The 26,861-nt window shown below is 74.2% G+C and carries 30 protein-coding genes; 18 read left to right on the top strand and 12 right to left on the bottom strand.

The features are described from left to right. Window positions 1–223: 223 nt before the first annotated feature. The 5 genes from dapD to ABEA04_RS09510 all read right to left on the bottom strand — a co-directional run bounded on the left by dapD (window position 224) and on the right by ABEA04_RS09510 (window position 3,504). Complete coding sequence (gene dapD, locus ABEA04_RS09490) at window positions 224–1,171, bottom strand: 2,3,4,5-tetrahydropyridine-2,6-dicarboxylate N-succinyltransferase (protein ID WP_345457468.1); 948 nt, start codon at window positions 1,169–1,171, stop codon at window positions 224–226. 44 nt (window positions 1,172–1,215) lie between these two features. After that, window positions 1,216–1,368 carry a hypothetical protein gene (locus ABEA04_RS09495; protein ID WP_345457470.1) on the bottom strand — a complete coding sequence of 51 codons (153 nt, stop codon included), beginning with the start codon at window positions 1,366–1,368 and terminating at the stop codon, window positions 1,216–1,218. 66 nt (window positions 1,369–1,434) lie between these two features. After that, on the bottom strand, window positions 1,435–2,112 hold the full coding sequence (locus ABEA04_RS09500) for a PepSY domain-containing protein (protein ID WP_345457473.1): 678 nt from the start codon (window positions 2,110–2,112) through the stop codon (window positions 1,435–1,437). Between the two features lie 78 nt (window positions 2,113–2,190). Further along, window positions 2,191–2,739: a DinB family protein gene (locus ABEA04_RS09505; RefSeq protein WP_345457476.1), complete on the bottom strand. Its 549-nt coding sequence runs from the start codon at window positions 2,737–2,739 to the stop codon at window positions 2,191–2,193. Window positions 2,740–2,787: 48 nt separating this feature from the next. Next, the gene (locus ABEA04_RS09510) at window positions 2,788–3,504 is read right to left on the bottom strand and encodes a hypothetical protein (protein ID WP_345457479.1); all 717 of its coding nucleotides are present in this window, start codon (window positions 3,502–3,504) and stop codon (window positions 2,788–2,790) included. 149 nt (window positions 3,505–3,653) lie between these two features. Between ABEA04_RS09510 and ABEA04_RS09515 the strand changes: the two genes are divergently transcribed. The 5 genes from ABEA04_RS09515 (at window position 3,654) to ABEA04_RS09535 (ending at window position 8,965) form a co-directional block, all read left to right on the top strand. Next, on the top strand, window positions 3,654–4,214 hold the full coding sequence (locus tag ABEA04_RS09515; protein WP_345457482.1) for a Uma2 family endonuclease: 561 nt from the start codon (window positions 3,654–3,656) through the stop codon (window positions 4,212–4,214). Beyond that, window positions 4,211–4,579, top strand: coding sequence for a DNA polymerase ligase N-terminal domain-containing protein (locus ABEA04_RS09520; protein ID WP_345457485.1), 369 nt, complete (start codon window positions 4,211–4,213; stop codon window positions 4,577–4,579). Before ABEA04_RS09515 ends, ABEA04_RS09520 begins: the two co-directional genes overlap by 4 nt. 61 nt (window positions 4,580–4,640) lie before the next feature. Then, window positions 4,641–4,793, top strand: coding sequence for a hypothetical protein (locus ABEA04_RS09525; protein ID WP_345457488.1), 153 nt, complete (start codon window positions 4,641–4,643; stop codon window positions 4,791–4,793). A gap of 261 nt (window positions 4,794–5,054) precedes the next feature. After that, on the top strand, window positions 5,055–8,279 hold the full coding sequence (ileS, locus tag ABEA04_RS09530) for an isoleucine--tRNA ligase (RefSeq protein WP_345457491.1): 3,225 nt from the start codon (window positions 5,055–5,057) through the stop codon (window positions 8,277–8,279). Then, window positions 8,276–8,965, top strand: a complete 690-nt coding sequence (locus tag ABEA04_RS09535) for a VOC family protein (RefSeq protein WP_345457493.1) — start codon at window positions 8,276–8,278, stop codon at window positions 8,963–8,965. The genes ileS and ABEA04_RS09535 overlap by 4 nt, the downstream gene beginning before the upstream one ends. Before the next feature lie 175 nt (window positions 8,966–9,140). Here the strand turns inward: ABEA04_RS09535 and ABEA04_RS09540 are convergent, their stop codons facing one another. Next, window positions 9,141–9,314, bottom strand: coding sequence for a DUF5999 family protein (locus ABEA04_RS09540; protein WP_345457496.1), 174 nt, complete (start codon window positions 9,312–9,314; stop codon window positions 9,141–9,143). Between the two features lie 123 nt (window positions 9,315–9,437). Here ABEA04_RS09540 and dapE point away from each other — a divergent pair, with 123 nt between their 5' ends. From dapE to ABEA04_RS09560, 4 genes are read left to right on the top strand one after another with little or no spacing between them, the layout of a single operon-like run. Then, window positions 9,438–10,529 carry a succinyl-diaminopimelate desuccinylase gene (dapE, locus tag ABEA04_RS09545; RefSeq protein WP_345457499.1) on the top strand — a complete coding sequence of 364 codons (1,092 nt, stop codon included), beginning with the start codon at window positions 9,438–9,440 and terminating at the stop codon, window positions 10,527–10,529. After that, window positions 10,526–11,251, top strand: a complete 726-nt coding sequence (locus ABEA04_RS09550; RefSeq protein ID WP_345457502.1) for an LOG family protein — start codon at window positions 10,526–10,528, stop codon at window positions 11,249–11,251. The genes dapE and ABEA04_RS09550 overlap by 4 nt, the downstream gene beginning before the upstream one ends. Next, window positions 11,248–11,700: a DivIVA domain-containing protein gene (locus ABEA04_RS09555; RefSeq protein ID WP_345457505.1), complete on the top strand. Its 453-nt coding sequence runs from the start codon at window positions 11,248–11,250 to the stop codon at window positions 11,698–11,700. Before ABEA04_RS09550 ends, ABEA04_RS09555 begins: the two co-directional genes overlap by 4 nt. Window positions 11,701–11,713: 13 nt before the next feature. After that, on the top strand, window positions 11,714–12,139 hold the full coding sequence (locus ABEA04_RS09560) for a hypothetical protein (RefSeq protein WP_345457508.1): 426 nt from the start codon (window positions 11,714–11,716) through the stop codon (window positions 12,137–12,139). Between the two features lie 24 nt (window positions 12,140–12,163). On the opposite strand, the gene ABEA04_RS09565 is transcribed toward ABEA04_RS09560, so the two are convergent. Further along, window positions 12,164–13,384 carry an MFS transporter gene (locus ABEA04_RS09565; protein ID WP_345457511.1) on the bottom strand — a complete coding sequence of 407 codons (1,221 nt, stop codon included), beginning with the start codon at window positions 13,382–13,384 and terminating at the stop codon, window positions 12,164–12,166. A 77-nt stretch (window positions 13,385–13,461) separates the two neighbouring features. Between ABEA04_RS09565 and ABEA04_RS09570 the strand changes: the two genes are divergently transcribed. Next, entirely contained in the window at window positions 13,462–14,295 is an 834-nt protein-coding gene (locus ABEA04_RS09570) for a M14 family zinc carboxypeptidase (RefSeq protein WP_345457513.1), read from the top strand. 157 nt (window positions 14,296–14,452) lie between these two features. Here ABEA04_RS09570 and ABEA04_RS09575 read toward each other — a convergent pair whose 3' ends face one another. Then, window positions 14,453–15,256 carry an enoyl-CoA hydratase/isomerase family protein gene (locus tag ABEA04_RS09575; protein ID WP_345457516.1) on the bottom strand — a complete coding sequence of 268 codons (804 nt, stop codon included), beginning with the start codon at window positions 15,254–15,256 and terminating at the stop codon, window positions 14,453–14,455. A 152-nt stretch (window positions 15,257–15,408) separates the two neighbouring features. Between ABEA04_RS09575 and ABEA04_RS09580 the strand changes: the two genes are divergently transcribed. Continuing rightward, entirely contained in the window at window positions 15,409–15,576 is a 168-nt protein-coding gene (locus ABEA04_RS09580; RefSeq protein ID WP_091024313.1) for a DUF3117 domain-containing protein, read from the top strand. Continuing rightward, window positions 15,573–17,147: a leucyl aminopeptidase family protein gene (locus tag ABEA04_RS09585; protein WP_345457519.1), complete on the top strand. Its 1,575-nt coding sequence runs from the start codon at window positions 15,573–15,575 to the stop codon at window positions 17,145–17,147. Before ABEA04_RS09580 ends, ABEA04_RS09585 begins: the two co-directional genes overlap by 4 nt. A 10-nt stretch (window positions 17,148–17,157) precedes the next feature. On the opposite strand, the gene ABEA04_RS09590 is transcribed toward ABEA04_RS09585, so the two are convergent. Then, window positions 17,158–17,820 carry an O-methyltransferase gene (locus tag ABEA04_RS09590; RefSeq protein ID WP_345457522.1) on the bottom strand — a complete coding sequence of 221 codons (663 nt, stop codon included), beginning with the start codon at window positions 17,818–17,820 and terminating at the stop codon, window positions 17,158–17,160. Between the two features lie 159 nt (window positions 17,821–17,979). Here ABEA04_RS09590 and sigE point away from each other — a divergent pair, with 159 nt between their 5' ends. The 3 genes from sigE to ABEA04_RS09605 are packed head-to-tail and all read left to right on the top strand — an operon-like array spanning window position 17,980 to window position 20,531. After that, window positions 17,980–18,564, top strand: a complete 585-nt coding sequence (gene sigE / locus ABEA04_RS09595; protein ID WP_345457525.1) for an RNA polymerase sigma factor SigE — start codon at window positions 17,980–17,982, stop codon at window positions 18,562–18,564. Next, window positions 18,561–19,016 (top strand): hypothetical protein, encoded by a 456-nt coding sequence (locus ABEA04_RS09600; RefSeq protein WP_345457528.1) that lies wholly within the window; start codon window positions 18,561–18,563, stop codon window positions 19,014–19,016. Before sigE ends, ABEA04_RS09600 begins: the two co-directional genes overlap by 4 nt. Before the next feature lie 60 nt (window positions 19,017–19,076). Continuing rightward, window positions 19,077–20,531: a S1C family serine protease gene (locus ABEA04_RS09605; protein ID WP_345457531.1), complete on the top strand. Its 1,455-nt coding sequence runs from the start codon at window positions 19,077–19,079 to the stop codon at window positions 20,529–20,531. 67 nt (window positions 20,532–20,598) lie between these two features. Here the strand turns inward: ABEA04_RS09605 and ABEA04_RS09610 are convergent, their stop codons facing one another. Beyond that, on the bottom strand, window positions 20,599–20,853 hold the full coding sequence (locus ABEA04_RS09610; RefSeq protein ID WP_345457534.1) for a helix-turn-helix domain-containing protein: 255 nt from the start codon (window positions 20,851–20,853) through the stop codon (window positions 20,599–20,601). 142 nt (window positions 20,854–20,995) lie between these two features. Here ABEA04_RS09610 and ABEA04_RS09615 point away from each other — a divergent pair, with 142 nt between their 5' ends. Together ABEA04_RS09615 and ABEA04_RS09620 are read left to right on the top strand one after the other, a co-directional pair. Beyond that, window positions 20,996–21,661: a hypothetical protein gene (locus tag ABEA04_RS09615; protein ID WP_345457537.1), complete on the top strand. Its 666-nt coding sequence runs from the start codon at window positions 20,996–20,998 to the stop codon at window positions 21,659–21,661. Then, a complete protein-coding gene (locus ABEA04_RS09620) occupies window positions 21,658–22,911 on the top strand; it encodes a CpaE/TadZ family protein (protein WP_345457540.1) in 1,254 nt (417 codons plus the stop codon). Before ABEA04_RS09615 ends, ABEA04_RS09620 begins: the two co-directional genes overlap by 4 nt. A gap of 112 nt (window positions 22,912–23,023) precedes the next feature. On the opposite strand, the gene ABEA04_RS09625 is transcribed toward ABEA04_RS09620, so the two are convergent. Both ABEA04_RS09625 and ABEA04_RS09630 read right to left on the bottom strand, forming a co-directional pair. Beyond that, window positions 23,024–24,442: a hypothetical protein gene (locus ABEA04_RS09625; RefSeq protein ID WP_345457543.1), complete on the bottom strand. Its 1,419-nt coding sequence runs from the start codon at window positions 24,440–24,442 to the stop codon at window positions 23,024–23,026. Beyond that, the gene (locus ABEA04_RS09630) at window positions 24,439–24,795 is read right to left on the bottom strand and encodes a hypothetical protein (protein ID WP_345457545.1); all 357 of its coding nucleotides are present in this window, start codon (window positions 24,793–24,795) and stop codon (window positions 24,439–24,441) included. The genes ABEA04_RS09625 and ABEA04_RS09630 overlap by 4 nt, the downstream gene beginning before the upstream one ends. 154 nt (window positions 24,796–24,949) lie before the next feature. Here ABEA04_RS09630 and ABEA04_RS09635 point away from each other — a divergent pair, with 154 nt between their 5' ends. Then, window positions 24,950–26,380: a WS/DGAT/MGAT family O-acyltransferase gene (locus ABEA04_RS09635; RefSeq protein ID WP_345457548.1), complete on the top strand. Its 1,431-nt coding sequence runs from the start codon at window positions 24,950–24,952 to the stop codon at window positions 26,378–26,380. Window positions 26,381–26,861 lie beyond the last annotated feature (481 nt).

Genomic DNA, 26,861 nt, shown 5'->3' on the forward strand with positions numbered 1-26,861 from the left:
CTCAGGGTCCGTGGGGCTGGGTTCGCGTTGACCGTGCGGGGTCTCGAGGCTCGGCCGTGGCCGGCCTCGCACCTCGACCACCGTCAGGCCGACTCCGGTGGTTGAGCAGCGAGCCCCGGCGAGCGTCGTCGGAGCCACCGGCCGTCCACGTGGACGTTCGCGCGGGGGGTGCCCGACGACCGAGCTCAGGGTCCGTGGGTCAGGTGGCCGTCCACGGGTGGGGTCAGTTGCTGTGGAGCGCCTCGTTGAGTGCGACACCGGAGGCGCGCCACGGGACGGCCTCGACGGCGCCGGTGACGGAGTTGCGGCGGAACAGGACGTGGTCGAGGCCGGAGAGCTCGCGGGCCTTGACGACGCGGGGCTCGTCGCCGGGCTCGCCGGTCAGCACGGTGACCTTGGTGCCGGCGGTGACGTAGCAGCCGGCCTCGACGACGCAGTCGTCGCCGAGGGAGATGCCGAGGCCCGAGTTCGCGCCGAGCAGGCACCGCTCGCCGATGCTGACGACCTCGGTGCCGCCGCCGGACAGCGTGCCCATGATCGACGCGCCGCCGCCGACGTCCGAGCCGTCGCCGACGACGACACCGGCCGAGACCCGGCCCTCGACCATCGAGGCGCCGAGCGTGCCGGCGTTGTAGTTGACGAAGCCCTCGTGCATCACCGTCGTGCCCTCGGCCAGGTGGGCACCGAGCCGCACGCGGTCGGCGTCGCCGATGCGCACGCCCGACGGGACCACGTAGTCGACCATCCGCGGGAACTTGTCGACGCCGAGCACCGTGACGTGCCGCCCGCCGGCCCGCAGCCGCAGCCGCGTGGACTCGAAGCCGGCGACCGCGCACGGACCGGCCGAGGTCCACACCACGTTGCTCAGCAGCCCGAAGACACCCTCGAGCGAGCAGCCGTGCGGGCGCACCAGCCGGTGGGAGAGCAGGTGCAGCCGCAGCCACACGTCGAGCGTGGACGACGGCGCCGCGGCCAGCTCGGACTCGACCAGGCGCACCTCACGGGTCACGCCGCGGACGTCGTCCGGCACCGCCAGCGCGGCCAGCTCGGCCGGCGCGTCGCCGCCGTCTGGCGCACCGAGCGCGGGGGAGGGGAACCAGGCGTCGAGCACGGCCCCGTCGGCGTCGAGGGTGACGAGGGCATGGCCCCAGGCGGTCGTCGCGTCGCTCACGGTCGCCCAGCCTAGGGCGGCAGCCGGGCGCGACCGCGCCCGGCTCAGCCGCTCTTCTGCTTCTTCTTCGCCGCGCCCTTCTTGCCCAGCTCGGACTGCGCGGCCGACGACGTGCGAGGGTTCTTCTTGCCCTCCTTCGAGGCCTTCGCGTTGGCCTTCTGCGCCGTCTCGCTGCCCTTGCCCTTCTTCTCCGCCATCGCAGCAGGATCCACGCCGGCACCCGCCGGCGACCTCACCCGCGCGCGTGGCGGTGGGCGCCCCGCTCAGTCGTCGCGCTCGGTGCCGGTGACCTCGCCGGAGTCGGCGCCGACGTAGACGGTCAGCTCGTCGGCGGTGTCGTCGCCGTAGGTGACCTCCCAGGTGGCGGTGCCGTTCTCCTCGTCGAGCTCGACCCCGGTCGGCTCGCCGCCGCCGGACTCGCCGGCCGCCGCGTCGATCGCGGCCCGGTAGTCGAGGGCGACCTCCAGCAGCCGCAGCCGCTCGTCACGGTCGCGGGTGGCGTCGTCGGCGTCGTCCCGGTCCTCGACCGGCTGGCCCTCGACGGTGGTGCCGTCGGCCGCGACGCGGACGTCGTACTCGGTGCCGTCGTCGGTGACGACCGAGACCTCCCAGCCGCCGGCGTCCTCGCGGTCGACGGCGAACACGGTGCCGCCGGCCGCGTCGGCGCCGGTGGCGGCCGCGGTCAGCAGGTCACCGCCGCCCGGAGCGGTCGGGGCGGCGCTGGTCGAGGTGTCGTCGTCCGCGCTCGGCGCCGCGGGGGTGGACGACGACGCCGGGTCGGACTCGCTCGGCGCGGCGGGCGCGCTCGACGAGGCGTCGTCGGTGCCGGTGGAGGCCGCGGCGTCGTCGGCGTCGGTGTCGCCGTCGGAGCCGCCGCAGGCGGTGAGGGCCAGGGCGAGGGGAGCGGTGAGGGCCAGGGCTGCGAGTCGGGTGCGCTTCATGACCCCACCGTGCGGCAGGAGCGGCTAACGGGGCGCGAACCGTCCCTCAAGGTGCGGTTAACGACGTCCGCGGGGGCGCTACTGGCCCGTGCGCCCGTCGATGCACTCGCGCAGCAGGTCGGCGTGACCGCAGTGGCGGGCGTACTCCTCGACCAGGTGCACCAGCACGTCGCGCAGCTCGAGCTCGCCGCCGGGGTGCAGGCCGAGGTCGTCGAACGACGCCGCGGCGTAGACCTGCTCGGCGTGCGCCACCTCGCGCCGCCACGCCTCCCACGCCGCGGCCACCACCTCGTCGTCCGCCACTGCTCCGTCGAAGTCCTCCTGGCGCGCGAACAGCTGCGGCAGGTCGAGGTCGCGCTGCACCACCCGGCGGCACCAGGAGTGCTCGACCTTGGCCAGGTGGCGCAGCAGCCCGAGCAGCGACAGCTCGGACGGCGGCACCGACCGCCGGGCCAGCTGCTCGGCGTCCAGGCCCTCGAGCTTCATCTCGAACGTCAGCCGGTAGACGCGCAGGTAGTCGAGGACGACGGCCCGTTCGCCCCGCGACGGCGGCTCACCCGCGTCGCGGGGGTCGTCGGCGGGGTCGACCCACATGTCGGGGTGCGTGCGCGGCGGGGTCTGGTCCACCCCGCCAACCTCGCGCCGATCGGCTCGCGGGGCAAGCCGGCGACGCGGTCAGGACGGGTCGGGGGTGGTCAGCACGAAGCCCTGGACCGAGCACACGTCGTCGGCGTCGATGAAGGGCTCGTTGTAGGTGAGGTCGGTGAACAAGGTGCCCTGCACCAGACCGCCCGCGGCGGAGCGGTAGGTGAAGCGCAGCTGGGTGATGTCACCGTCGTCACCGGCCAGGAGGTCGAAGGTGACGCCGGAGGCGAAGGCGCCGTCCTCGAGGTCGCTGCGCCCCACGGTCCCGCTGTCGCTGTCGCCGACGGTGACGATCGAGCCGCCGTCGAGGTCGGTGGTGGCGGTGAGGCCGAGCCGGGTCTGGTTGCTCACCGTCTCGCAGGTCAGCTCGACGTGCAGGCCGGCCGCGTTGATCGGGAACGACGGGCGTCCCGGCTGCTCGACGAGCCGTGACGAGACGACGTCGACGACGCTGACCCGCCCGACGCGCTCTGCCTCGACCGCGCGCTCCGCGCTCCGGGCCGAGACGGCCTGACCGGCGCGCGGGACCTTGCCGAGGCTGCCCTCCTTGACGTCGGCGCCGGTGAGCGAGTCGTTCTTCACCTTCGCGCCGGTGACGGCGCCGTTCGCCAGCTTGGCCGTGGTGACCGCGCCGTTCCTGAGCTGCTTGGTGCCGACCTGCGTGGCGGCGTAGGAGGTGCCGCCGAGCGCGACGGCGAGGGCGAGCGTGGCGGTGACGGCGGCGTAGCGCGCGGCAGTGATGGGCATGCGCGTCATCCTCCGCACGGCGGTTCGGGCGGGCTGTGGGAAACGTGAGGGGACTGTCGGCGGGTGCGGCGAAGGTGGCGGCATCCCGGTCCCGGGGCCACCATGGAGGGAGCACCGATGTGTCCGGCCCGACCCGCGAGGGAGCGACCATGTCCGCCCAGCCCGACGAGCCGGTCTCGCGGGTGCGGATGTCGTGGCAGGACTACCTCGACCTGCACGAGCAGCCGGAGAAGTCGCGGGCGGAGTGGGTCGCCGGCGAGGTGGTCGTCGTGAACGCGCCGCCGTTGTTCGGTCACGGTGTCGCGACCGTGCGACTGATCGTGTGCCTGACCTCGCACCTCCCCGATCTTCACGTCGTCACCGAGGTGTTCCTCCGGCTGCCCCGCGACCGCGTCCGCCTGTCCGACGTCATGGTCACCCGCACCCGCCCGCCCGACGGCTGGGTCACCGAGCCGCCGGTGCTGGTCGCCGAGGTGCTCTCGCGGGCGACCCGCTCGGAGGACACGCTGCGCAAGTCCACCGAGTACGCCGAGGGCGGCGTCGGGCAGTACTGGATCCTCGACCCCGAGCTGCGCACCCTCGACGCCCTGGGCAACGACGGCGGCGGGTGGCAGGTGCTGGCCCACCTCGACGACGACCGGCCCACCGGCGAGGTGGAGGTCGACGGCGTCCGCGTGCCGCTCGACCTCGAGCAGCTGCTGCCGCCGTGACCGAGCCGCACCGTCCGGTCTTCGTGCTGCACGACCACCGCAAGCCCAGCCCGCACCTCGACCTGCGCCTGGAGGAGGACGGCGTGCTGCGGTCGTGGGCGGTGCCGAAGGGGATGCCGACCGACCACCGCCACGACCGGCTCGCCGTCGCGGTCGACGACCACGACCTCGACCACGCCGGCTACACCGACGAGCACAAGTCGATCGCCGACCACGGTTGGTGGCAGCTGGTCGACCGCACCGAGCGGCGGTTCGTCTTCGTGCTGCACGGCGAGCGGGACGTCGTCCGTTACGCGCTCATCCACACCGGGCGTGGCCCGGCGAACCAGTGGCTGCTGCACCGGCTGAAGGACCAGCACCCGTGAGGGCGTGGTCGGCGTCGCGGCGGCACGTCACAGTGGCCGCTCACCCCCCGAGGAGGCACTCATGCTCAAGCAGCTCCTGAGCCGGTTCGCCGGCGGCTCCCGCCGTCGCGGCCGCACCACCGGCACCACCGGGACGACGTCGTCGTCGACCCGCAGCACCGACGAGGCGATCGGTCGCGGCGTCCGCACGCTGTTCAAGCGCGCCAAGCGCTGAGCGGCCCACCCGGCACGGGGGCGGGCGGCGCGGGAACCGGTTTGGGCGGCCCGCGCCGCGCGCCCTACGCTGGAGCCACAGGCGTCTGAGCCGTCATCAGCGGCGAGCCCCGGGAAGAACGCACTGGGTGACCAGGGTCAGTAGAACCCGGCGGGTGGGCCCGTCACAGCCGACAACGAGTGGTCCGGAGACCCCGGGCAATCGAGGTGGTACCGCGGCACCCGTCGTCCTCGAGCGAGCGACGACCCCAGGAGCCCCGTGATGACCTACCCCCAGCACTCGAACGAGCCGGTCCCGGCCAGCCCGCGCTTCCCCGAGATCGAGGAGCGGGTGCTCGCCTACTGGGAGGACGACGGCACCTTCCGCGCCTCGGTCGAGGCGCGCGACGCCGGCCCCGACGGCGCCAACGAGTTCGTCTTCTACGACGGCCCGCCGTTCGCCAACGGCCTGCCGCACTACGGCCACCTGCTCACCGGCTACGTCAAGGACGTCGTCCCGCGCTACCAGACGATGCGCGGCCGCCGGGTCGAGCGCCGTTTCGGCTGGGACACCCACGGCCTGCCCGCCGAGCTCGAGGCGATGCGCCTGAACGGCATCAAGACCACCGACGAGATCCTCGAGCTGGGCATCGAGAAGTTCAACGCCGCGTGCCGCGAGTCGGTGATGAAGTACACCGGCGAGTGGCGCGACTACGTGACCCGCCAGGCCCGGTGGGTCGACTTCGACCACGACTACCGCACCTACAACGCCGACTACATGGAGTCGGTCATCTGGGCCTTCAAGCAGCTGCACGACAAGGGCTGGGTCTACGAGGGCTTCCGGGTGCTGCCCTACTGCTGGAACGACGAGACCCCGCTGTCGAACCACGAGCTGCGCATGGACGAGGACTCCTACCGCATGCGGCAGGACCCCGCCGTCACCGTCGGCCTGCGCCTGACCAGCGGCCCGGCCGAGGGTGCCCTCGCCCTGGTGTGGACGACGACGCCGTGGACGCTGCCCTCGAACCTGGCCGCCATGGTCGGCGAGGACATCGACTACGTCGTCGTCGAGGCAGACGCCACCGGCACCGTCGAGCGCTACCTGCTCGCCGAGGCCCGCCTGGGCGCCTACGCCCGCGAGCTGGGGAAGGACCCCCGGGTCGTCGCCCGGTTCACCGGCGCCGAGCTGGTCGGCTCGACCTACACCCCGCCGTTCTCCTACTACCTCGGCCACGAGAACGCCTTCCGGCTCGTGCCGGCCGAGTTCGTCACCACCACCGACGGCACCGGCCTGGTGCACACCGCCGGCGCCTTCGGTGAGGACGACAAGGTGGTCACCGACCGCGAGGGCATCGTCGCGGTGATGCCGGTCGGCAAGGACGGCCGCTTCACCAGCCCCGTCGACGACTACGCCGGCATGCTCGTCTTCGACGCCAACCTGCAGATCATCGACCACCTGAGGTCGGTGACCCGCGGCGAGGACGGCGGGTCGGTCACCCCGGGCACGGTGCTGCTGCGCCGCGAGACCTACGACCACTCCTACCCGCACTGCTGGCGGTGCCGCGAGCCCCTGATCTACAAGGGCGTCTCGTCGTGGTTCGTCGAGGTGACGGCGTTCAAGGACCGGATGCTCGAGCTGAACCAGCAGATCAACTGGGTGCCCGAGCACACCAAGGACGGCCAGTTCGGCAAGTGGCTCGAGAACGCCCGCGACTGGTCGATCACCCGCAACCGCTTCTGGGGCAGCCCGGTGCCGGTGTGGGTCAGCGACGACCCCGCCCACCCGCGCGTCGACGTCTACGGCTCCTTCGCCGAGCTCGAGCGCGACTTCGGCCGGGTGCCCACCAACGCCGACGGCGAGCCCGACCTGCACCGCCCGTGGGTCGACGACCTCACCCGGCCCAACCCCGACGACCCGCGCCCCGAGGGCGAGCGGTCGACGATGCGGCGGGTGCCCGACGTCCTCGACGTGTGGTTCGACTCCGGCTCGATGAGCTACGCCCAGGTGCACTACCCGTTCGAGCAGCAGGAGTGGTTCGAGCACCACTTCCCGGCCGACTTCATCGTCGAGTACATCGGCCAGACCCGCGGCTGGTTCTACACGCTGCACATCCTGGCCTCGGCGATCTTCGACAAGCCGGCCTTCGAGAACTGCATCAGCCACGGCATCGTGCTCGGCTCCGACGGCAACAAGATGAGCAAGAACCTGCGCAACTATCCCGACGTCCGCGAGGTCTTCGACCGCGACGGCGCCGACGCGATGCGCTGGTTCCTCATGAGCAGCCCGATCCTGCGCGGCGGCAACCTCGTCGTCACCGAGCAGGGCATCCGCGACGCCGTGCGCCACACGATGATCCCGCTCTGGAACAGCTGGTACTTCCTGCAGCTCTACGCCAACGCCGCGAACGGCGGGCAGGGCCACCAGCCGCGGACGGACGGCGCGGGCGCGCCGTCCACGCACCCGCTCGACCGCTACGTGCTGGCCAAGACCCGCCAGTTCGTCGAGGAGGCCACCGCCGCGCTCGACGCCTACGCCGTGGCCGACGCGTGCGAGGCCACGCGCGGCTACCTCGACGTGCTCACCAACTGGTACATCCGGCGCTCGCGCGAGCGGTTCTTCGACGAGGACGCCGCCGCCTTCGACACGCTGCACACGGTGCTCGAGACGGTGTGCCGGGTCGTGGCGCCGCTGCTGCCGCTGACCACCGAGGAGATCTGGCGCGGGCTCACCGGCGGCCGCTCGGTGCACCTGGCCGACTGGCCGGACGTGACCACGGACCCTGAGCTTGTCGAAGGGGCCGACGACGCGCTCGTCACCGCGATGGACCAGGTGCGCGAGGTGTGCTCGGCCACCTCGGCGCTGCGCAAGGCCGCGAGCCTGCGCAACCGCCTGCCGCTCGCCACCCTGACCGTCGTGGTCGAGGAGCCGAAGGCGCTCGACGGGTTCGAGTCGATCGTGGCCGACGAGGTCAACGTCAAGCAGGTGCGCCTGGTGGCGGCCGACAGCGACGAGGCCGCGGCCTACGGCGTCGAGCAGCGGCTCACCGTCAACGCCCGCGCCGCCGGACCGCGCCTGGGCCGCGACGTGCAGCAGGCCATCAAGGGCTCGAAGACCGGCGACTGGTCGGTCGCGGCCGACGGCACCGTCACCGCCGGCGGGCTCACGCTCGTCGAGGGCGAGTACGCCGTCGAGACGGTGGCCGGGGCCAGCGACGACACCACCGCCGTGGGCGTGCTGCCCGGCGGCGGGTTCGTCGTCCTCGACACCGAGGTCACGCCCGAGCTGGCGGCCGAGGGCACCGCGCGCGACGTCGTCCGCGCGGTGCAGCAGGCGCGTCGCGACGCCGGCCTCGACGTCTCCGACCGCATCGCGCTCACCGTGCGGGGGCCGGCCGAGGTGCGCGACGCCGTCGGCGCCCACGAGGCGCTGGTGGCGGGCGAGACGCTCGCGACGTCGGTGGCCCTCGAGCCGGCCGACGCGCTCGAGGTCGAGGTGGCGCGGGCGTGAGCCGCGTCGTGTGGCAGGACCTCTGCCTCGACGCCGTCGACGTCGACGCGCAGTCGCGGTTCTGGGCCGCCGTCACCGGGCTCGAGGTCGCCGACACCGTCGAGCACCGCCACCTCACCGGCCTCACCCCGCGCCACACCATCTGGGTCAACGCCGTCGACCGGCCGCACACGGTGAAGAACCGGCTGCACCTCGACGTCGACTGCGCGAGCGTCGCCGACGTCGTCGCGCTCGGCGCCACGGTGCTGGCGCCGTCGTCCGAGACCGGCCTGGGCTGGACCGTCATGGCCGACCCCGAGGGCAACGAGTTCTGCGCTTTCGAGCGGGGTGACGGCGAGGGCGCCGTCCCGGCCTACCGCCTGCACGGCATCGGCGTCGACTGCGTGGACGCCGGCGCGCTGGCCCGCTGGTGGGCCGAGCGGTTCGGCGTCGAGGCGGTGCACGAGACCGAGGGCGGTGACTGGTGGAGCATCGCCGGCGTCGCCGTCGACGACCGCATGACGCTCGACTTCAACGACGTCCCCGAGCCGCGCACCGTGCCCAACCGCGTGCACTGGGACGTCGTGGGCCTGGTCGACGAGCTGCTCGCCGCCGGCGCCACCCACCTCTGGGACCAGCCCGGCTGGACCGTCCTCGCCGACCCCGAGGGCAACGAGTTCTGCGTCTTCGCGCCCCGCGACGCCTGACCGGTCTCGAGGTCTCGAGGCTCGGCCGTGGCCGGCCTCGCACCTCGACCACCGTCAGGGCGCCATCACGATGGTCGAGGTGCGAGGAGCCCTGGCGACGAGCCTCGAGACCCCGGCCGACCAGGCCGACGCCCCCACACGGGACCCTGAGCCTGTCGAAGGGCCCGGGTACCGGTCAGCCCGCGAGCGCCAATGACCGCCCGTCGGGGGTCAGGTACCAGCCGTCGTCGAAGAGGATGACGCCGTTGCACAGCCGGCACCACCCCTGCTCGCTGTGGTCGGAGACGACGTGCGCGCTGCAGCAGCGCGCGGACGTCGTCTCGGGACAGGACGGGGTGTGGTCGCACATCGCCGTGCTCCTCTCGCCCGAGAGATCGTGGATGCCTCTATGGAACGACTCATCGGCATCCCGCGGGGCCGAATGAAGGGATCTGTGGAGAACTCCGCCACGCACCGCTGGTTGACTACGCGCGTGTCCTCCGCCGCCCTCGACCTCACCACCGACGCCGTCACCCTGACCCGCCAGCTGGTCGACATCGAGTCGGTCAGCCGTGACGAGCAGGCCATCGCCGACGCCGTCGAGGCGGCGCTCGCGCCGCTGCCGCACCTGACCACCACCCGCCGGGGCAACACCGTCGTGGCGCGCACCGACCTCGGCCACGACCAGCGCGTCGTCCTGGCCGGCCACCTCGACACGGTGCCGGTCAACCGCAACCTGCCCAGCCGCCTCGACGAGGCCACCGGTCTGCTGCACGGGCTCGGCACCTGCGACATGAAGGGCGGCGACGCCGTCATCCTGCGGTTGGCGGCGACCGTGCCCGAGCCGACCCGCGACGTCACCTTCATCCTCTACGAGTCCGAGGAGATCGAGACCGAGTTCAACGGCCTCTACCGGCTCTCGCAGTCCGACCCCGACCTGATGGCCGCCGACTTCGCCATCCTCATGGAGCCCTCGGACGCCGTGGTCGAGGCCGGCTGCCAGGGCACCCTGCGCGTCGAGGTGCGCACCACCGGCGAGCGCGCCCACTCGGCCCGGTCGTGGCGCGGGGTCAACGCCATCCACGCCGCCGCCGACGTCCTCGCCCGGCTCGCCGGCTACGAGGCGCGACGTCCGGTGATCGACGGGCTGACCTACCACGAGGGGCTCAACGCGGTCGGCATCCGCGGGGGAGTGGCCGGCAACGTGCTGCCCGACGAGTGCGTCGTCGAGGTCAACCACCGCTTCGCCCCCGACCGCAGCGAGGCCGAGGCCGAGGCGTTCGTGCGCGAGTTCTTCGCCGGCTACGACGTCGTCCTCACCGACTCCGCCCCCGGCGCCCTGCCCGGGCTCGACCGCCCCGCGGCGGCCGAGTTCGTGGACGCCGTCGGCGGTGGCCGCGGGGCCGTCAACCCCAAGTTCGGCTGGACCGACGTCGCCCGCTTCAGCGCGCTCGGCGTGCCGGCGGTCAACTTCGGGCCGGGCGACCCGATGCTGGCCCACAAGCAGGAGGAGCACGTGCCGGTCGAGCACATCGAGCGCTGCGAGCGGGTGCTGCGCACCTGGCTCGGCGGAGGCACGGTGTGAAGTCGAAGTCGAAGGGACCCGTCATCCAGCGTCGCGACCAGGTCGACGGCACCACCACCGACCAACGACTCCTCGACTCCCGCGGCCCCACCGACTGGGTGCACACCGACCCGTGGCGCGTGCTCCGCATCCAGTCGGAGTTCGTCGAGGGCTTCGGCGCACTGGCCGACCTCGGTCCGGCGGTCAGCGTGTTCGGCTCGGCGCGCACGCCGGTCGACGACCCGTCCTACCCGCAGGCGCAGGAGGTGGGCCGCGCGCTGGCCGCGGCTGGGTTCGCCGTCATCACCGGTGGCGGGCCGGGCGTGATGGAGGCCGCCAACCGCGGCGCCAGCGAGGCGGGCGGGGTCAGCGTGGGCCTCGGCATCGAGCTGCCCTTCGAGTCGGGGCTCAACGACTGGGTCGACATCGGCATCAACTTCCGCTACTTCTTCGTGCGCAAGACGATGTTCGTCAAGTACAGCCAGGGCTTCGTGGTGCTGCCGGGCGGCTTCGGCACCCTCGACGAGACCTTCGAGGCGCTCACGCTGGCGCAGACGCAGAAGGTCACCGCGTTCCCCGTCGTCCTCCTCGGCTCGGCCTACTGGTCGGGGCTGGTCGAGTGGCTCAGCGGCCGGGTGCTCGACGACGGCAAGATCTCGCCCGCCGACCTCGACCGGCTCGTCGTCACCGACGACGTCGACGAGGCCGTGGCGCGCATGGTCGAGGCGCGGGCGTCGTCGTGATCTGGGTCTTCGCCGTGGTCGTCGTGCTGGCGCTCGGCGGCGTCGCCCTCGTCGCCGCCGGCCGGGGCGAGCCGATGGTCGAGGAGTACGACGACCGGCCCGACGCCCTCGTGCCGGCCGACGGACCCGTCACCGCCACCGACCTGCGGCGGGTGCGGTTCAGCCTCACCTTCCGCGGCTACCGGATGTCGGAGGTCGACGCGCTGCTCGACCGGCTCGCCGTGCAGCTCGAGCCCGGGCCGGACGACGTCCCGGGACCGGGGGAGCCCGTCGTGCCCGCCGAGCCCATCACGCCCGAGGACCCGGCCGACCCCGCCGACCCGACCGACCCCGCCTGGGCGCCCGACGAGACGCCGGACGAGCCGTCGGACGAGCCGTCGGACGAGCCGTCGGACGAGCCGTCGGACGAGGCGTCGGAGCGTTCCCGCGACGGCGAGCCCCGCCCCTGACAGACTGCGCCCCGTGTCGCCGGTCGTCGTCTACGTGCTCACCGGCCTCGCCGCGGTGGTCGTCGTCCTCACCCGGCTGCGGCTGCGGCGCAGCAGCCGCGGGGCCGGCCGCGCCGACATCGCGCGTGGACCGGTCGCCGTCCACACCGTCGCCGGCGTCCTCGCCCTGGCCGGCTGGTCGACGTTCCTGCTCGCCGGTGACTCGCTGAGCGAGGACCGCGCCAGCCAGCTGGGCATCGCCGCCCTCGTGCTGTGGTGGGTCACCGCCCTGGCCGGGCTGCTGATCCTGGCCCGCTGGCTGCCCACGCGCGGCCGCCACGCCGCGCCCGCCGCCGAGGACTCCTGGTCCGACGGGCCCGGCCTCTCGGTGCTCGGCCACGTCGGCCTGGTCGTCGGGGTCGCGCTGTTCACCTACGCCTACCTGCTCAAGATCGTCTGACGCCCCGGCGCGGACGGCGGGCGCTCAGCCGCGGCGCAGCAGCACCGCGATGCCGGCGGGGACGGCGACCGCGGCCACGAGCGCGAAGACCACCTGCACGGTCTGGGTCGAGGCCACCAGCAGCAGCGCGCCGAGCCCGACGACCGGGATCGTGATGCCGGCGTACCCGGCGAGGAACAGCGCCGCGAGCGTCTCGCCGCGCCGCTCGGGGGCCGCCAGCGCCGCCACCGTGGCGACCGAGGCGGCGAAGACCAGGCCGACGCCGCCGGTGGCGACGAACCCGCCGACCACGTACAGGGGCAGCGACGACAGCGCCGCCGAGCCGGCCAGCGTGACGCAGCCGAGGGCGACGGCGACGGCCCCGGCCCGCAGCCGCGCCGCCGACGACACCCGCACCGTCGCCAGCTGGCTCAGCGCGCTGCCCGAGACCACGGCCGTCGCCACGGCCCCCACCGCCAGGACGTCGGTGACGCCCGCGACGTCGGCCAGGAACCGGCCGGTCAGCGCGGTCACGAAGCCCATCACGGCGAACCCGGCGAGGGCGGCCAGCGCGGCGCCCACGAACGGCCCGCGGATGGCGGGGTCGACGGCCACCGTCTGCGGCCGGTAGCGCCACGACCTGGCGCGGGCATCGGCCGGGACGGTCTCGGGCGCGCGCCAGATGACCAGCGCCAGCGCGACCATCAGGACGGCGTAGGCGAGGTAGGGCGTCACGAGCGGCCCCGGCAGCAGCGCGAGCAGCGCGGCGACGAACGGCCCCAGCGCGAGCCCGCCGAGGCTGGCGGTGGTGGCCACGGTGCTGCCGAGCCGGCCGTCGTCGTCCGGACGCGCGACGCCCCAGAGCTCGGCGACGTGGGCGGTGAGCGTCGCCGACAGCGCGCCCACGCCGAGCCCGGTGACGAACCGCAGCGCGAGCAGCGCCGGCGTGTCCTGCCACAGCGCGAAGCCGACGGCGCAGAGCACCTCGACCGCCACCACGGCCAGCGCCACCGGACGCCGTCCGACGTGGTCGCTGACGTGCCCGGTGAGCACCAGCCCGACCAGCACGCCCGCGCCGTAGGCGGCGAAGACCAGCGTGGTGGTGAAGGCGCCGAAGTGGTCGCGCTCGGCGTAGAGCGCGTACAGCGGCGTCGGCACCGTCATGAACGACATCACGAGCAGGAACGCGACGCCGACGCCGACGAAGGCGCGCAGGTGGGCGCGCTGGGTCGGGGTCGGGGCGGACGTCGGGGCGGCGGCGGTCATCGGTGGCTCCAAGGCGGATCGGGCGCCACGTGTTCCCGACGGTGGACCCGCGGCCCCCGATCGTCGATGCTGCGGGCGTGCGCACCCTGCTGTCCGGCGTGGCCGGCCTCGTCGCCCTCCCGCTTCTCTTCGTCCCCGGCGCGGCTCCCGCCGCCCCGGCAGCCCCGGCAGCCCCCGCCGGCGACGCCGTCCGGACGGCGTCCGCCCGGCTCGCCGCCCCGGCACCGGCCGGCCCCGGCGTGGTGGCCCGGAAGGTGATCGGGCGCAGCGCGAAGGGCCGCCCGCTCGTGGCCTACCGGCTCGGCGACCCCGGCTACCCGGGCGCCGACACGGTGGTGCTGTTCTCGACGATGCACGGCGACGAGCCCGACACCCGGCGCATCCTGACCAGCCTGGTCGAGGGCCCGAAGGTCATCGGCCTCGACCTCTGGGTGCTGCCGGTCTACAACCCCGACGGCCTCGCCGCCGGCACCCGTCGCAACGGCCGCGGCGTCGACCTCAACCGCAACTTCCCGAACAGCTGGACCGACCTCGACGGCGAGACCGAGTCGGGCCCGCGGCCGGCGTCCGAGCCCGAGACCCGCGCGGTGATGCGGTTCCTGCGCCGCGTCGACCCCGACTGGCTGCTGAGCTTCCACCAGCCGCTCAGCTCCGTCGACACCGACACCAAGAGCCCGGCCTTCGCCCGCCGCGTCGCGCGCATCCTCCGCCTGCCGCGCAGCACCCTCGACTGCGGCGGCGTCTGCCACGGCACCATGACCGGCTGGTTCAACGCGAACTTCGACGGCACCGCCCTCACCGTCGAGTACGGCGCCTCGCCCTCGCGCCGCCGCATGACGCAGGAGGCCCCGCGCCAGGTGCTGCGCATCTTCGACGCCGTCCGCGGCCGCGTCGGCGCCAACCCCCTCTGACCGACCCGGCCACACACCGATCACGCGAACGCTCGCGACGACGGCCGGTGGTCTCGAGGCTCGTCGCCAGGGCTCCTCGCACCTCGACCATCGTTGGGCCCCCACGGTGGTCGAGGTGCGAGGCCGGCCACGGCCGAGCCTCGAGACCCGGTGGGGGCTACCGACCCTCGAAGACCGGCTTCTCCTTGGCCAGGAACGCGTCGACGGCGGCCCGGTGGTCGCGGGTGGCGCCGGTCTGCGTCATCCGGGCGCTCTCGAAGGCCAGGGCCTCCTCGAAGGAGTGGCCCGCGGCGTAGGCCACCGAGCGGCGCATCGCGCCGAGCGCGACGGTCGGGCCGTCGGCCAGGCGCCGCGCCAGGTCGCCGACGACGCCGGCGAGGTCGTCGGCCGGCACGACCTGCGAGGCCAGCCCGATCTCGAGCGCCTCGTCGGCGCGCACCGTGCGCGGGAAGTACAGCAGCTCCATCGCCCTGGCCCGGCCCACCAGCAGCGGCAGGTGGTAGCTGGCGCCGGTGTCGCACGACAGCGCGACGTTGGCGAAGGCCAGGTTGAAGCCGGCGGTGTCGGCCACGACCCGCAGGTCGCAGGCCATCGCCAGCGACGCCCCGGCGCCGGCCGCGACGCCGTTGACCGCCGCGAGCACCGGCTTCGCCATCCCGGCCACCGCGGTGACGATCGGGTTGTAGTGCTCGTCGACGGTGCTGAACAGCTGGTCGCTGCCGCCGTTGGTCAGCAGCGAGACGTGCTCCTTGAGGTCCTGGCCGGTGCAGAACGCCCGCCCCGTGCCGGTGAGGACGACGCAGCGCGCCGCGTCGTCGTCGGCCACCGCGGTCACGGTCTCGAGCAGCAGCCGCTTGGTCGCCACGTCGAGGCTGTTCATGGCCTCGGGGCGGTTGAGGGTGATCGTCGCGACGCCGTCGGTGACGTCGAGCAGCACGGGCGCGTCGGGGCCGGTGGTCATGGCGGGAGTCTGCCACCGCGGGTCGTGCCCGGTATCGGGTGCGGCGTCCCCTCGCCATGGGGGATAATGGATCGCGGTCGACGTGTCCCTCGCGGTGCGTCGTCCCGCACTCCCAAACCGCAGCTCCACCGGCAACACGAAAGAGGTCCCGCATGGCGGCGATGAAGCCACGCACGGGTGACGGCCCGCTCGAGGTCACGAAGGAGGGCCGCGGCATCGTGATGCGGGTCCCGCTCGAGGGTGGCGGTCGGCTGGTGGTCGAGCTCAACGCGGAGGAGGCCGGCGCCCTCGGCGACGCCCTCAAGAACGTCGTCGGGTGAGCCTGGCCGAGCCGAGTCTGCCCAGCCAGGTCTCCCCGCCCCAGGTCGCGCTGACCGACCGCGCGGCCCATGCGGTCGTGGGCGTGGAGGTCGTCGCCGTCCCGGTGCTGCCAGGTGACGGCGAGGGCGCTGCTCCGGTGCTCGGGCCGGGTGCGGCCGAGCTGGCCGACGCGCTCGAGGTCGACCTGGTCGCCGTCGCCGAGGCGCTGCGCGCCACCGGCGCCGTCGGCGAGGCGCACCACGTGCCGGTGCCGCTCGGCGTCACCGAGAACCCCGACCTGCGCGGCGTGCTGCTGGTGGGCGTCGGCTCCGCCACCCCCGACGACCTGCGCGCCGCCGGCGCCACGATCGGCCGTGCGGTGCTCGACCGGCGCTCGGTGGCCACCACGGTCGCCGCGCTCGACGCCGAGCACGGCATCGAGGCGGTCACCGTCGGGCTGATGCTCGGCTCGTTCGGCTTCTCCTGGCGCGCCGGCCCGCCCGAGCACCTGCCGGTCGAGCGCGTCGTCCTCGCCGGGATGCCGGCCACCACCGCCGACGCCGACCAGGCCGCCCTCGAGCGCGCCGTCGCGCTCGGCGGCGCGGGCTGGCGCTCGCGCACCCTGGCCACGGTGCCGTCGAACCTGAAGAACCCGCCGTGGCTGGCCGAGCAGGCCGAGGAGATCGCGGCCGAGGCCGACCTGAAGATCCAGGTCTGGGACGAGGACGCCCTGCGTACGGGCGGCTTCGGCGGCATCCTCGGCGTCGGGCAGGCCTCGGCCACCCCGCCGCGGCTGATCCGGCTCGACTACGCCCCGCGCAAGGCCGGTCGCAAGACCCCCACCGTGGTGCTGGTCGGCAAGGGCATCACCTTCGACAGCGGCGGCCTGTCCATCAAGCCGGCGCAGTCGATGGCCTCGATGAAGCGCGACATGACCGGCGGGGCCGTCGTCCTGTCGACCATGGCGGCCCTGGCCGCCGTCGGGTGCCCCGTGCGCGTCGTCGGCCTGGTCGCCGCCGCCGAGAACGCCATCTCGGGCAACGCCATGCGACCGGGCGACGTGCTGCGCCACTACGGCGGCCGCACCACCGAGGTCACCAACACCGACGCCGAGGGCCGGCTCGTGCTGGCCGACGCCCTCGCCTACGCCGTCGCCGAGCTCGACCCCGCGGTCGTCGTCGACGTCGCCACGCTCACCGGCGCGGTCAAGGTCGCGCTCGGCCAGCAGGTCGGTGGGCTCTACGCCACCGACGACGCCCTGGCCACCGCGCTGCTCGAGGCCGGCGAGGCGGCGGGCGAGCCGTTCTGGCGGCTGCCGCTGCACGGCGACTACGAGGAGAAGCTGGCCTCGAAGGTCGCCGACGCCGACAACGGCGCCAGCGGGCCCGGCTCGATCATGGCCGCGCTGTTCCTGCAGCACTTCGTCGGCGGTCCGGGCGGGGTGCCCTGGGCGCACCTCGACATCGCCTCGGTCGGCGACGTGCCCGACGAGCGCTACGAGTGGACCGAGGGCCCGTCGGGCTTCGGTCCCCGCGCCCTGCTCACCTGGCTCGGCCGCCCCGACCCGCTCGCCGGCGTCCGCGGCACCTGAGGCGCCCGGCTCAGTCCGACTCGGGCACCCACTGCTTGCGCGCGAGCAGCAGGCCGTCGCCCACCGGCAGCAGCACGGGCACGAGGCTCTCGTGCTCGACCACCTGCCGGGCCAGGTCGCGCACGGCCGAGGTCTCGGGGTCGCGCTGGGCGGGGTCGGCGACCTTGTCGTGCCACAGCGCGTTGTCGAAGGCCACCACGCCGCCGGGGCGCAGCAGCCGCAGCGCCTCGGCGAGGTAGGCGGGGTACTCGGTCTTGTCGCCGTCGGCGAAGACCAGGTCGTAGTGCGCGTCGGTCAGCCGCGGCAGGACGTCGAGCGCCGGACCGGCGATGGTGCGCACCCGCTGGCTCGCCACGCCGTCCGCGGCGAAGGTCTCGCGCGCCAGCCTCTGGTGCTCGGCCTCGACGTCGACGGTGGTGAGGACGCCGTCCGGTCGCATGCCGCGCAGCAGCCACAGGCCCGAGACGCCGGTGCCGGTGCCGATCTCGACCACCGCACGCGCCTCGAGCACCGAGGCGACGAACCGCAGCACGGCCCCGCCGCCGGGGCCGATCGCCGTGACGCCGACCTGCGTGGCCCGCTCCCGCCCGGCCGCGAGGACGGCGTCCTCGCTCACGTAGTCCTCGGCGAAGGTCCAGCTCGCGGGCGAGATCGGGTCGGTCGTCGGCGGCATGGAGGCAACCTATCGGGAACGGTGCCCCGCAGCCGTTCGTTGTCGGCTCTCAGAGACCCCTCAGGAGAGAGCCCTACCGTGAGACGCGTCGGCCGGACGGCCCACAACCCCGCAGCCCGTGACGCTGGTGCTCCCAGGGTCCCGAGAGAGAAGGAGCCGGTGAGCGCCGAAGCCGTGCCCACCTGGGACGAGATCGTCTCCCAGCACTCCGACCGCGTCTACCGCCTGGCCTACCGCCTCACCGGCAACCGGCCCGACGCGGAGGACCTCACGCAGGAGGTCTTCGTCCGCGTCTTCCGTTCGCTGTCGAGCTACACCCCCGGCACGTTCGAGGGCTGGCTGCACCGCATCACCACCAACCTGTTCCTCGACCAGGCGCGCCGCAAGCAGCGCATCCGCTTCGACGCCCTCTCCGACGAGCGCGCCGACCGGCTCTCCAGCCCGTCGCCGGCGCCCGAGGTCGCCTACGCCGACCGCACCTTCGACGACGACGTCGAGCAGGCGCTCGCCGCCCTGCCGCCCGACTTCCGCGTCGCGGTGGTGCTGTGCGACGTCGAGGGGCTCACCTACGACGAGATCGCCGAGATCCTCGGGGCCAAGCTCGGCACCGTGCGCTCGCGCATCCACCGCGGCCGCGCCATGCTGCGCGCCGGCCTCGCCCACCGCGCGCCCGCCCAGGGCCGCGCGCGCTACTCCGGTCCGGCCCCGGTCCCGGCCGCCCGGGGCGTGGGGAGCGGCGCATGACGGGCCATCTCGGGCGCCGGGTCAGCGACCTCCTCGACGGGCGGCTGCCCGCCCACGAGGCCGACGTCGCCTGGACCCACGTGCACGGCTGCTTCCTGTGCCGTGACGCCGTCGAGCGGGAGGGCTGGGTCAAGACCCGCCTGTCCGCGCTCTCCCTGGACGACGACTGCGCGTCCGAGCGGTTGAAGGGGGCGCTGCTCGGCATGCCGCCCGTCGGCTGCGGTGGCCCGGGCGACCTGCTCAACGCTTCGAGCCCCCGCGCCCGCGAGCGTCGTCTCGGCGTCGCGGTGATCGGCGGCAGCGCCGCCGTCGGCGCGGCCGTCATGGGCATCCTGGCCCTCGGCACCGCCCCCGCCGACGCCCCCGGCATCGACCGCCGCGCGCCCGCCACGCACCAGTCGCCCGCACCCACGCCGCAGCGCGACCCCGACGGGCAGCCCGGCGGCAGGTGACCTGCCCCCGGCACCCCTCCGAGGGCAGACGTCCAACCGGGCCCGGGGGAGGATGACGACGTGAGCGACCACGACCACCCCGACGAGCCGCGTCGCGACCCCGACGCGGCCGACGACGCGGCCGACCACCCCGCGCAAGCCGGTCCGGAGGCGCTGCCGAGCACCGCGCCCGGCACCACCGCGCCCGGCACCTTCGGCGGCCCGGCGCCGGCCGACGCCGACGACCACCCCACGCAGCCGCTCTCCCTGTCCGCGCCGGGCCCGTCGCCGGTCTCGCCGTCGTGGGCCCCGCCGGTCGGCCCGCCGCCCGCGGCCCAGCGCTGGCACGACTACGCGACGCCCGATCGCGCGGGCCAGCCCGGTCACGTCTTCACGCCGTCCCACCGCGCGGCGCCGACCAAGGCCGAGCGCGCCCGTCCGAGCGGCTGGATCTGGCCGGTGCTGGTCGCGGTCGCGCTGGTGGTCGGCACCCTCGGCGGCGTCGCCGGCGGCACCCTCGTCGCCTCCGACGACGACGGTGGCAGCGCCGCGCCTCCGGCCTACGAGGGCCTGTCCGACGACCAGATCGTCGAGCTGCCCCCCGTCGAGACCGGCGGCGGGGTGACCGCCGTCGCCGAGGCGCTGCTGCCGAGCACGGTGCAGATCTCGGCCGAGTTCCAGGGCCAGGACGACGGCGCCACCGGCTCGGGGTTCGTGCTCGACGACCAGGGCCACGTCGTCACCAACAACCACGTGGTCGAGTCCGCCGCCGAGAGCGACGGCCCCATCGAGGTCGTCGACCAGGACGGCAACGTCTTCGAGGCCGACCTCGTCGGCCGCAGCCCCGTCTACGACCTCGCCGTGCTCGACATCGGCCCCGACAGCGGTCTGCCCCCGGCCGCCCTCGGCTCCTCGAAGCGGCTGCGCGTCGGTGACGGCGTCGTGGCGATCGGCTCGCCGTTGGGCCTGAGCTCGACCGTCACGGCGGGCATCGTCAGCGCCCTCAACCGGCCCGTCACCACCGGCTCGCCGGGCGACGACTCCTCCTACATCAACGCGGTGCAGACCGACGCCGCCATCAACCCCGGCAACTCCGGCGGCCCGCTGGTCAACCTGCGCGGGCAGGTGGTCGGCGTGAACTCCGCCATCGCCACCAGCGGTGGCGGCAGCATCGACGGCGAGGCCGGCAACATCGGCGTCGGCTTCGCCATCCCGGTCGAGCAGGTGCGCATCACCGCCGACCAGATCCTCAAGACCGGCGAGGCCCGCTACCCGGTGATCGGCGCCTCGGTGGGCAACGCCAACACCGACGAGGGAGCCCTGATCGACGACGTCACCGCCGACGCCCCCGCCGAGGCGGCGGGGCTCGAGGCCGGCGACGTCGTCGTCGAGGTCGACGGCCAGCGGGTCACCGACAGCATCTCGCTGATCGTCACGATCCGCACGCACCAGCCGGGCGAGGTCATCGAGTTCGTCTACCGCCGCGACGGGCGCGAGCGGACGGCGCGGATCGAGCTCGACAGCGAGGTCGGCTGAGGTCGGCTGAGGTCGGCTGGGGCCGCTCGTGGTCGACAGGGTTCTGCAGATCGGGTCCGGGCCGCGGTCAGGGCGCCTCGGTGGTCGTGGGGGTGGCGGAATCGTCCTCGACGTAGGGGTGCTTGGCGACGAAGTCGGCGGTCTCGGTGTAGGCGCGGGCGATGTAGTCCTCCAGCTTGCTGGACTCGACCCGCCACTGCCCCCGCCCACCGATCTTGATCGCCTCCAGCTCACCTCGTCGGACCATGGCGTAGACCTGCGCACTGGACGTGTTCAGCACCTCCGCGACATCAGCGAGCGTCAAGAAGCGTGGGGGGGACATGAGCGGAGTTTGTCACTGCCGGTGCGATCCGCGACGCCCGTGGGGTGGAACTGTGGAAATTCACCCCCCAAGTCGCCGGTCGGCTAGACCGGCTGTGGATGACGCATTGTGAGCGCTATTCTTCCGGGCCACAATCCGGCCTGTGTCCCCCCGACCCCTCCCCGCCCCGGGCGTGGTGCCACCCGCCACCCGCGCCTCCCGCCCCGGCTGGCGTGACCCTCGCCTCTGGATCGGCATCGCCATCGTCGCCGTCTCGGTCGTCGTCGGTGCCCGCGTGCTGGCCTCCGCCGACGACACCGTCCAGGTCTGGGTGCTCGCGGACGACGCCGCGCAGGGCCAGCAGCTGAGCGAGGCCGACCTCGAGGTGCGCCGGGTGCGCTTCGCCGACGACGCCGACCTCGATCGCTACTTCACCGCCGACGACGTCCTGCCCGACGACCTCACCCTCGACCGGCCGGTGGGGGCCGGCGAGCTGCTGCCGCGCTCGGCCGTGGCCGACGGTGGCGGCGACGACGGCGTCGTGGTCTCGGTCGGCGTCTCGCCGCTGACGGTGCCCGACAGCCTGGTCGAGGGGTCGCAGGTCGACGTGTACGTGCTGCCGGGCGCGGGCGGTGGGCGTCCGCAGGCCGACGGTCCGGCGCTGACGGGGGTGCGCGTCGTCTCGGTCGCGGCCCTCGACGACAGCCTGGCCACCGGCTCGGAGGCGAAGGTCGACCTCGCCGTCGCACCGGGCGACGTCGAGGGCTTCTACGCCGTGCTCGGCGCGAGCGACACGCCCACCGTGCGGCTCTCCGTGGTCGGACCGTGATCGTCGTCCTGGTCGTGGCCTCGGGGGCGCCATGGGAGTCGCGGGCGCTCGAGGCGCTGGGCGAGCACGCCGGCACCGTGGTGCTCAAGCGGTGCGTCGACGTCGACGACCTGCTCGCCGCCGCGACGTCGGGGCAGGCGCAGGCCGCCGTCGTGGGGCTCGAGGCCCGCGGTCTCGACGTCGCCGCCGTCGACCTGCTGCGGCAGCACGGCGTGCAGCCGGTCGCCGTGGTCGCCGACGACGACGCGGACGCCGGCCGGGTGCGCGCCTCGCGCATCGGCATCGCGACGGTGGTGCGGGTCTCCGGGATCGACCGCCTCGGCGACGCCGTCGTCGACGCCGAGCGCGCCACGCCACCGCCGGCCGGGCCCGCGGCTCCCACGCTGCCGCCCCTGCCGCCGCTGCCGCCGTCCGCGCGACCGACCCGGCCCTGGCCGACCTCGCCGCCCGCACCGGCCGAGCCGCCGTCGCCGACCGCCGGTGGCCGGGTGCTGGCCGTCTGGGGGCCGGCCGGGGCGCCGGGCCGCAGCACCGTGGCGGCCGCGATCGCCGCCGAGCGGGCCCGGCACGGCGAGCGTGTCGTCCTGGTCGACGCCGACCCCTACGGCGGCAGCCTGGCCCAGCAGCTCGGCGTCATGGACGAGGTCTCCGGCCTGCTCGCCGCCGCCCGGCTGAGCACCTCGGGCCACCTCGAGGAGCGCTTCGCCTCGGTGCAGCGCGGCCTCGACCAGCACCTCTCGGTCGTCACCGGCCTGCCCCGGCCCGACCGCTGGAGCGAGGTGCGCGCGGGCACCGTCGAGCACCTGCTCGAGGTCGGCCGCACCCACGGCCAGGTCGTCGTCGACACCGGGTTCAGCCTCGAGAGCGACGCCGCCGCCGACCTCGGCCGCCCCAGCCGCAACCAGCTCACGCTCGGCGCGCTCGAGGTGGCCGACGACGTCGTCGTGGTCGGCGGTGCCGACCCGGTGGGCCTCTCACGCCTCGCCCGCGGCCTGGTCGACCTGCGCGAGGCGGTCGGGTCGGTGCCCGTGCACGTCGTCGTCAACCGCATGCGCCCCAGCCTCGGCTGGTCGGAGAAGGACATCGCCGGCATGGTCGCGGGCTTCGGGCGCCTCGCCGGCCTGCACTTCCTGCCCGACGACCGCGCCGCCGTCGACCGCGCCCTCGTGGCCGGCCGCACCCTCCTCGAGGCCGGCGACAGCCCCCTCACCAAGGCCGTCGCCGCCCTCGTAGCCCACCTCCCCCGCTGAGGGGCGAACAGCGGGTCGACCCGTCGGACATGTCTGACGGGTCAGCGCGGAATCCGGGTCGACCCGTCGGACATGTCTGACGGGTCAGCGTGGCGGACGCCCCCCGAGCGACTCAAGAAGAGAACAGGAGCAAGAGGCCGCCGCCGGTGAAGCCGACCATCACGATCAGCAGGGGCAGCTGGCCGAGGAGCTGGTGGCGGCGAGGGAGCAGCTTGAGGGCGCGGTCGTGGGAGGCGACGGCGGCCACCACGTGGCCGACGACGACGGCGCCGACCTTGAGGTTGGCCAGCAGCGTGGGGTGGTAGCTGAGCCACGCGATGCGCGGGAAGTCGGCCGTGCCGAGGATGTTCGAGCCGTTGCTCAGCGGGTCGCTGGCGAGCGCGATGGTGTTCGAGCCGACCTCGATGAAGTAGGTCAGGTAGTGCGCCACGATGTAGCCCACGACGATCGGCACGATCGAGTGCGCGAAGGCGTTGGGCAGCCCGGCCCGCGCGGCCAGCCACCGCGGCGTGCGACGCGAGCGGACGTCGTCCCGCTGCTCGGCGTCGGAGTCGGGGTCGGGTTCGGGGACGGGTTCGGGGCCGCTGGCCCCCGCGACGCCGGTGAGCATGCACGCGAGCGAGAACAGCGCGATGGCGCCGAGGCAGAACACCGCGAGGGCGATGTTGTTGAGCAGGTAGCCGTTGACCGAGCTGCCCTGCAGGTAGCGCACCCAGGTGGGCGACTCGCCGAAGGAGTCGAAGCCGGTGCTGCCGAACAGCACGCCGACCACGCCGACCAGGCCGGGGGCGACCACGACGCCGTCCAGGTTGGCCAGCGGGCTGCGCACGACCAGGGTGCCGTCGTCGCGGTAGCCCCAAATCGACAGGCGCCCGACCAGCGTCGAGTAGACCTCGAAGGGGTCGGCGCGCTCGTAGAACCCGCTGCCCCACACGGCCCCGCCGAGCAGCATCACCGCGACGTAGATCGCACACCACAGCCGCACCGGGCTGAGCTCGCTCATGAAGGGGTAGACCAGCTCGAGCCACACGAACGCGTACAGGCCGAGTGCGGCCGGCCAGTAGCCGAGGCGGGCGGGGTAGGCGCGCACTCCCTCGTCGGGGTCGGTGCCGGCCAGCCTCGCGAACAGCAGGTTGATGGTGCGGACCGGGCTGATCGCCTTCCAGAACGGCCCGAACAGCAGCGACATCGGCACGATGCCGACCCACAGCCAGACGTAGAAGATGCCGAAGAACGGGTTCAGCACCTTGTCGACGCCGAAGACCGAGACGAAGACGGTGTAGAGGAACACCACCATGCCGACGACGCGCAGCCCGATCACGAACGCGGGGTGCTCGACCAGCCGCTGGACGCCGGGCACGGCCCGGCCGCCGCGGCGGGCGTCGTAGCGCGGCCGGCGCCACGCCACCGCGAGCACGGTGAACGAGACCAGCAGCGCGGCCACCGCGCCGCCGATCGCCAGGTTCAGCGAGATGGGCAGGTCCTGCACGCCGCCGAGCCCGTGGGCCGACAGGTCGCCTCCGGTGCTCACTGGACCTGGAGGGAGACGATCGTCAGGTCGGGGGAGTGCCGCTCGACGGGGACGACGCCCGGCCGGTCGAACTGCAGCTGGATCGGCTCGTTGGTGCCGGCGTCGTAGTCGTAGGTCTGCTCGGGTCCGTCGACGTGGACGCCGATCACCCCGGGTGCGTCGGCGGTGACGACGAGGTCGACCGGCTGGCCGACACCGACCTGGATGCGGTCGCCGTTGGGGCTGACGGTGTCGCCCTCGACGGTGATCTCGACGGTCACCACCTCGTCGCTGTCGGTGCCGCCGCCGTCACCGCCGCACGCCGCGGTGAGCGGTAGCAGGAGGCAGGCGACGAGGGCCGCGGCTCGGCGCACGGCGTGGCTCCTTACACGAGAGGGTCGGGGTCGGGAGGCGGCGCAGGTCGGATGCTCGACGGCGCCGGTGCCTCTGCCAGAATCGCACGAACGGCAAGGCCGGGCCCACCGGGTCCGTGCCGGACGCCGTCCGACGAGGGCGTGGGGGTGTCGCATGACCGATCGACTGCGATCGCGCGACCTGGCCTTCCTCACCGCCGAGACCGTCACGGCGCCGCGCCACAACGCCACCGTCGAGATCTTCGAGCCCGGGCCGTCGGGGCTCGACCACGAGACCGTGCTCGCCCTCATCGCCGACCGCATCGCCTTCGTGCCCCGCTACCGGCAGCGCCTGGCCGGGGTGCCCGGTGGCGTCGCCGCGCCGGTGTGGGTCGACGACGACCACTTCGACCTCGGCTACCACGTGCGCCGCTCGGCGCTGCCCCGGCCGGGCTCCGACGAGCAGCTGTTCGAGCTGGTGGCGCGCATCGTGCCCCGCCGCCTCGACCGCAGCCGGCCGCTGTGGGAGGTCTACTTCGTCGAGGGACTGCGCGACGACCGCGTGGCGCTGCTCTACAAGTCCCACCAGGCGCTGGTCGACGGCGTCCACACCGTCGACCTGGGGCAGCTGCTGCTCGACCGCTCGCCCGACCGCAAGGCGCTGGAGCCCGACGACTGGACGCCGCGCCGGGCCCCGTCGTCCGGGCGGCTGCTGGCCGGCGCGGTGCGTGATGTCGTCACCGACGCCACCGCGCTCACCGACACGGTGGGCCGGGCCACCGGCACCGCGCGCGACGCCGCCGAGAAGGTGGGCGGCGGCGCGCTGAAGGTGGCCGGGGCGCTGGCGGGACGACGTCCGCCCCGCCGCGGTCCGATGTTCGGCCCGCTCTCGCAGCACCGTCGCGTGGTCACCGTCGAGACCCGGCTGGCCGACTACCGCCGGGTGCGCGAGAAGCACGGCGGCACGGTCAACGACGTCGTCCTCGCCACCGTCACCGGGGGGCTGCGGGCCTGGCTGATGACCCGCTCGGAGTCGATGGGCGGGCTGCGCGAGGTGCGCGCGGTCGTGCCGGTCTCGGTGATCGACGACGAGCTCGAGGCCACCTCGCTGGGCAGCCAGATCGCCGCGCACGTCGTCGACCTCCCGGTGGGGGAGCCGAGCCCGCTGGTGCGCCTGCACCAGGTCTCCTACTCCTTCCAGGCGCACGCCGAGACCGGCCGCAGCGTGGCCGCCAACCGGCTGGCCGGCATCGCCGGCTTCGCCCCCACGACCTTCCACGCGATCGGGTCGCGGGTGGCGGCCGAGGAGGCGCGGCGCGGCTACGTGCTCAGCGTCACCAACGTGCCCGGCCCGCAGTCGCCGCTCTACGCCGCCGGCGCCCGCATGGTCGCCAGCTACCCCGTGCCGCCGCTGCTCGAGGGACACCCGCTCGCCATCGGCGTCACCTCCTACGACGGTGGCGTCTTCTACGGCATCACCGCCGACCGCGACCAGCTGCCCGACGCCGAGGTCTTCGGCACCTGCATCTCCGAGGCGCTCGACGAGCTGCTCGCCACCACCACCGCCCCCCGCGCCCCCCGCGGCCGCGGCCGCGCCACCGACTGACGCCCCGCCCAGGCGTCGCGAGGGTTCGCGTGGACGTCACCGGGTCTCGAGGCTCGGCCGTGGCCGGCCTCGCACCTCGACCGCCGTGGCGGCCGGGCCCTGACGATGGTCGAGGTGCGAGGAGCCCTGGCGACGAGCCTCGAGACCCCGGCCCTGCACGCCCTTCGACAGGCTCAGGGTCCGTGGGGTCGGGTCGGCGTTGACCTTCCGCAGTCTCGAGGCTCGGCCGTGGCCGGCCTCGCACCTCGACCACCGTGGGGGCCATGACGATGGTCGAGGTGCGAGGAGCCCTGGCGACGAGCCTCGAGACCGCCGACCCTGGCTCGGGAACGTGCGCTCGGGGTCGCCCTTCGGCGAGCTCAGGGTCCGTGGGGTCGGGTCGGCGTTGACCTTCCGCGGTCTCGAGGCCGGCCGTGGCCGGCCTCGCACCTCGACCACCGTGGGGGCCCTGACGATGGTCGAGGTGCGAGGAGCCCTGGCG

The organism is Nocardioides marinquilinus (assembly GCF_039543705.1).
Taxonomy (GTDB): domain Bacteria; phylum Actinomycetota; class Actinomycetes; order Propionibacteriales; family Nocardioidaceae; genus Nocardioides; species Nocardioides marinquilinus.